This window comes from Streptomyces sp. NPDC002265 (assembly GCF_040296125.1).
GTDB lineage: Bacteria > Actinomycetota > Actinomycetes > Streptomycetales > Streptomycetaceae > Streptomyces.
The window spans coordinates 1-4,526 of record NZ_JBEOWS010000532.1; the positions used below are offsets into that span (position 1 = coordinate 1).

At 69.8% G+C, this 4,526-nt stretch carries 5 protein-coding genes; 3 read left to right on the top strand and 2 right to left on the bottom strand.

Features of this window, described 5'->3' with window-relative positions; all coding sequences use genetic code 11:
* Window positions 1-108: 108 nt before the first annotated feature.
* Window positions 109-399 carry a hypothetical protein gene (locus tag ABT085_RS44165; protein WP_351622224.1) on the bottom strand — a complete coding sequence of 97 codons (291 nt, stop codon included), beginning with the start codon at window positions 397-399 and terminating at the stop codon, window positions 109-111.
* 133 nt (window positions 400-532) lie between these two features.
* Window positions 533-1,726, bottom strand: coding sequence for an RtcB family protein (locus tag ABT085_RS44170; RefSeq protein ID WP_351622227.1), 1,194 nt, complete (start codon window positions 1,724-1,726; stop codon window positions 533-535).
* Between the two features lie 226 nt (window positions 1,727-1,952).
* Between ABT085_RS44170 and ABT085_RS44175 the strand changes: the two genes are divergently transcribed.
* The 3 genes from ABT085_RS44175 to ABT085_RS44185 all read left to right on the top strand — a co-directional run.
* On the top strand, window positions 1,953-2,819 hold the full coding sequence (locus ABT085_RS44175; protein ID WP_351622230.1) for a DUF3558 domain-containing protein: 867 nt from the start codon (window positions 1,953-1,955) through the stop codon (window positions 2,817-2,819).
* A gap of 118 nt (window positions 2,820-2,937) precedes the next feature.
* Window positions 2,938-3,882, top strand: coding sequence for a DUF3558 domain-containing protein (locus tag ABT085_RS44180; protein ID WP_351622233.1), 945 nt, complete (start codon window positions 2,938-2,940; stop codon window positions 3,880-3,882).
* A gap of 153 nt (window positions 3,883-4,035) precedes the next feature.
* Window positions 4,036-4,526, top strand: a 491-nt coding sequence (locus ABT085_RS44185) for a DUF2637 domain-containing protein (RefSeq protein WP_351622236.1), incomplete at its 3' end; no start/stop codon positions are given.

Below are 4,526 nucleotides of genomic sequence, written 5' to 3' on the forward strand. Positions count from 1 at the left end.
GGGCGTCCCCCTTGCCCCGCTGGTCGTCGTAGCTCTGCGAACAGCCGCCGAGCAGCGCGACGAGCAGCAGCGCGCCGCAGCCGGCGGCGGCGCGCCCGGGGCGCCGGCTCAGGAGGCGCACGTCTTGTCCGGCACTATCTGCACGTTCGACGGACCGCCGCCGTTGGTCGTGACATAGGCGCGGAAGCCGTGCCCGACGCACTTGGTGGCGAGGTTCCCGAAGCCGTCCGGCATGTTGAAGACCTCGGCCGGGGTGTCGTCGCCCGCCTTGCCCTTCACCGGGGCGTCCCCCTTGCCCCGCCGGTCGTCGTAGCTCTGCGAGCAGCCCGCGAGCACGACCCCCGCGACCAGAACCAGACCGGCGGCCCCGGCCGCGGCACGTATGCGCTGACGCCTCATCGTGATTCCCCCCGTATCGATGCGTCGGACCTGCGGGTCGGACCGGCGGTCCGACCCGCAGCAAAAGACAGGTCCGACACCGTCTCCGGTTCCCCGCGGCCCCGGGTTCCCCGCGCCCCCGGTTCCGGGTGGCTCAGCCCTTGACGCAGACGACCTGCTTCAGCTTCGCCACGACCTCGACGAGGTCGCGCTGCTGGTCGATGACCTGCTCGATCGGCTTGTAGGCACCGGGGATCTCGTCCACGACACCGGAGTCCTTGCGGCACTCCACGCCCCGCGTCTGCTCCTCCAGGTCCTTGGTCGAGAAGCGCCGCTTGGCCGCGTTGCGGCTCATCCGCCGACCCGCGCCGTGCGAGGCCGAGTTGAACGCCTTCTCGTTGCCGAGGCCCTTGACGATGTACGAACCCGTGCCCATGGAGCCCGGGATGATCCCGTACTCGCCGGAGCCGGCCCGGATCGCGCCCTTGCGGGTCACGAGCAGGTCCATGCCCTCGTAGCGCTCCTCGGCCACGTAGTTGTGGTGTGCGCTGATCTCCGGCTCGAAGGTCGGCTTCGCCTTCCTGAACTCCTTGCGGACGACGTCCTTCAGGAGCGCCATCATGAGCGTGCGGTTGTACTTCGCGTACTCCTGCGCCCAGAACAGGTCGTTGCGGTAGGCCGCCATCTGCGGGGTGTCGGAGACGAAGACGGCGAGGTCGCGGTCGATCAGCCCCTGGTTGTGCGGGAGCTTCTGGGCCACCCCGATGTGGAACTCGGCCAGTTCCTTGCCGATGTTGCGGGAACCGGAGTGCAGCATGAGCCACACCGAACCGGATGTGTCCACGCAAACTTCTACGAAGTGGTTTCCGCTGCCGAGCGTTCCCATCTGCTTCGTGGCGCGTTCCTGCCGGAACTTGACCGCATCCGCGATCCCGTCGAACCGGCCCCAGAAGTCGTCCCACCCCGCGGTCGCCAGGCCGTGGAAGCCGCCCGGGTCGACGGGGTCGTCATGCATGCCGCGTCCCACCGGGATCGCCTGCTCGATCTTCGAGCGCAGCCGGGACAGGTCGCCGGGCAGGTCGTTCTCCGTCAGCGAGGTACGGACCGCCGACATCCCGCAGCCGATGTCGACACCCACCGCAGCGGGGCAGACCGCGCCCTGCATGGCGATGACCGAGCCGACCGTCGCACCCTTGCCGAAGTGCACGTCCGGCATCACGGCCAGGCCCTTGATCCAGGGCAGGGTCGCGACGTTCTGGAGCTGGCGCATGGCCACGTCCTCGACCGCCGCGGGGTCGGCCCACATACGGATCGGAACCTTCGCGCCCGACATCTCCACGTACGACATATCGTCCTCATTCCCCCGGAATCAAAAGAAAAGCCTGAAATCGCAAAACCGGCGCCAAGGTCGACGTATGGGACAACGGACCGGCGTCCACGGCAGTGCGTGCGATACACATTGTCTCCAGGGACCGCCCCCGTGCGGCAAGCGAATAACCAGTGGGGACACTGGCAGGCCCGGGACCGTCCCCGGGACCGACACCCACCGAGAAACCGTCGAAGGGAGCCTCACCGTGCAGCGGAAGGCGTACGTACCCGGCGTCGCCGCGCTCCTCGCGGCAGTGCTGGCCGGCTGCACCGGTAGCTCCGGCGAGGGCGACAGCACCGACAACTCCAACCCGGGGGAGGCCGGCGCGGTGACCGCCGCGGCCCAGCCCGGCAAGTACCGCACGCTCCCTGAGCCGTGCGGCGCGGTCGGCCAGAGCACCCTCGACTCCCTGCTCCCCGGCATCGCGCAGATCACGGACGAGGCGCAGCGGGACACCGCCTACCAGGGCCAGGCGACCCTGACGTACGACAACGACCGCAAGGTCGGCTGCCGTTGGAAGATCGATTCTCCGGACGCGACCGACCACCTCTCCGTCGACTTCGAGCGGGTGGTGTCGTACGACAACACGGTGAGCGACGACAGCCAGGCCGAGCAGCTCTTCGCCACGAAGGTGACGGCGGCCGACCTTCCGGAGCCGGCCGCCTCCAGTTCCGGGAGCGCCCAGACCGGGGCCGCGGGCGGGTCCGCCGACCCGAGCGCGGGCGCGACCTCGGCGCCGTCGTCGTCGCCTTCCTCGTCCTCCTCCTCGTCCTCGGCGTCCCCCTCGGGCTCCGCCTCGCCGTCCGCCTCGTCCTCCGCCGCTCCGGCCGACCTCCAGCCCCGGGTTCTCGACGGTCTCGGCGACGAGGCGTACCTCGACGACGCGCTCAGCAGCTCCGGTTCGACGGCCAAACAGCGCACGGTGACTGTGGCGTTCCGCACGTCGAACGTCATCGTGACGGTCGTGTACGAGGAGCAGCCGGCGATGGTCGGGGTCGTCCCGGACAGCGCAGAAATGCAGGACAGAGCACGGAAACTGGCCGCGCAGCTGGCCGACTCGCTGCCCGGCTGAGGGCACTTCGGGACCCGGCCGGTGCTGTCCGCAAACCGGACGAAGCACGACCCGGCCGCTTCCTCACCGCGTACCGTGGCCCCTCGGACCCGATCCGACCGCAGGAACCACGAGCGTCATGAGTGAAGGAAGCATGCAGCGACGAGCCCAGCGAGACGGCCAGTACGAGCAGCGAGTCCGGCGAGTGAAGCGCCTTCGCCTTGCCCTTGTGGGTGCGGCGGCGGTCCCCGTGATCCTGGTCGCGGCGGGCTGCTCCTCGGACTCCGGCTCCGACTCCGGATCCGCTTCCGGCTCCGGCGACAGCACGCAGCAGGGTTCCGGGGGCGGTGCGGACCCCTCGGCGAGCGCGTCCCGGACGGTCCAGGCCGCGGCGTTCGGGAAGCTGCCGAAGGCGTGCGGGGTGCTTTCGGCGAAGACGCTGACCGAACTGGTGCCCAAGGGTGCGAAGTCGGCCAAGGAGGGCGCTTCGGACGACGCGGCCTCGCGTGCCAGCTGCTCCTGGAGCAGCCTGGAGAACAAGGGCGTGAAGGGTTCGCAGTTCCGCTGGCTGAACGTCTCCCTGCTGCGGTTCGACTCCGACGCCGCGCGCGGCAGCGGCGAGAAGCAGGCGCAGGTGTTCTACGCCAAGCAGGTGCAGGACGCCCGTGCGGTGCCGGAGGCGAAGAACGCGGCGGCGCAGCCGCTGGCCGACACGGGTGACGAGGCGACGACCGTGCGCTACGACCTGAAGAAGAAGGAAGGCGCCTTCAAGCAGCAGACGGTCGTGACCCGGGTGGCGAACGTGGTCGTGACGCTGGACTACAACGGCGCGGGCCTGGCCGGCGAGAAGACCCCGAACGCCGACGACCTGGTGAAGGCCGCGCAGAAGGCGGCGAAGGAGGCGACGGCGGCCGTGGCGTCGGCGAACGGCGTCGACACCGGCTCCGGCTCCGTCGGCAAGACGGGCGGCGGCGCGGGCACGACGAGTCCCTCGCCGTCGAAGACGGCGTCGAAGTCGCCGTCGTCGTCGCCGTCCAAGGCCGCGAGCGCGTCCCCGTCCACGTCAGCGTCGAAGAAGAGCTGACTGTCACACCCCCGGTCAAATCCGGGCTCGTTCAGGCATTTTGCGGAAGCCCGGCTCATTCGGAGCCGGGCTCCTGACCCACCGGCAACGCGTCCGCCGTACACATGTGCCACTCTGTTGCGCGCAACAACACGCAAGGGGAAGGACGTACGGGTGGCCGCGCCAATCCAGCTGACTCGGATGCACCGCGTTCTCATAGGCGTGGTCGTGACGGGCGCCTTGATCATCGCCGGTATCGGCTTCGCCGGTTCGTACGCCGCGGTGCGCGAGCTGGCGATCAAGAAGGGCTTCGGGAACTTCTCCTATGTCTTCCCGATCGGCATCGACGCGGGCATCTGTGTCCTGCTCGCCCTCGACCTGCTGCTGACCTGGATCCGCATCCCGTTCCCGCTGCTGCGCCAGACCGCGTGGCTGCTGACCGCGGCGACCATCGCCTTCAACGGCGCCGCCGCCTGGCCGGACCCGCTGGGCACCGGCATGCACGCGGTGATCCCGATCCTGTTCGTCGTCGCGGTCGAGGCCGCCCGGCACGCCATCGGCCGGATCGCGGACATCACCGCCGACAAGCACATGGAAGGCGTCCGCCTCACCCGCTGGCTGCTCTCCCCCCTGCCCACCTTCCTGCTCTGGCGCCGGATGAAGCT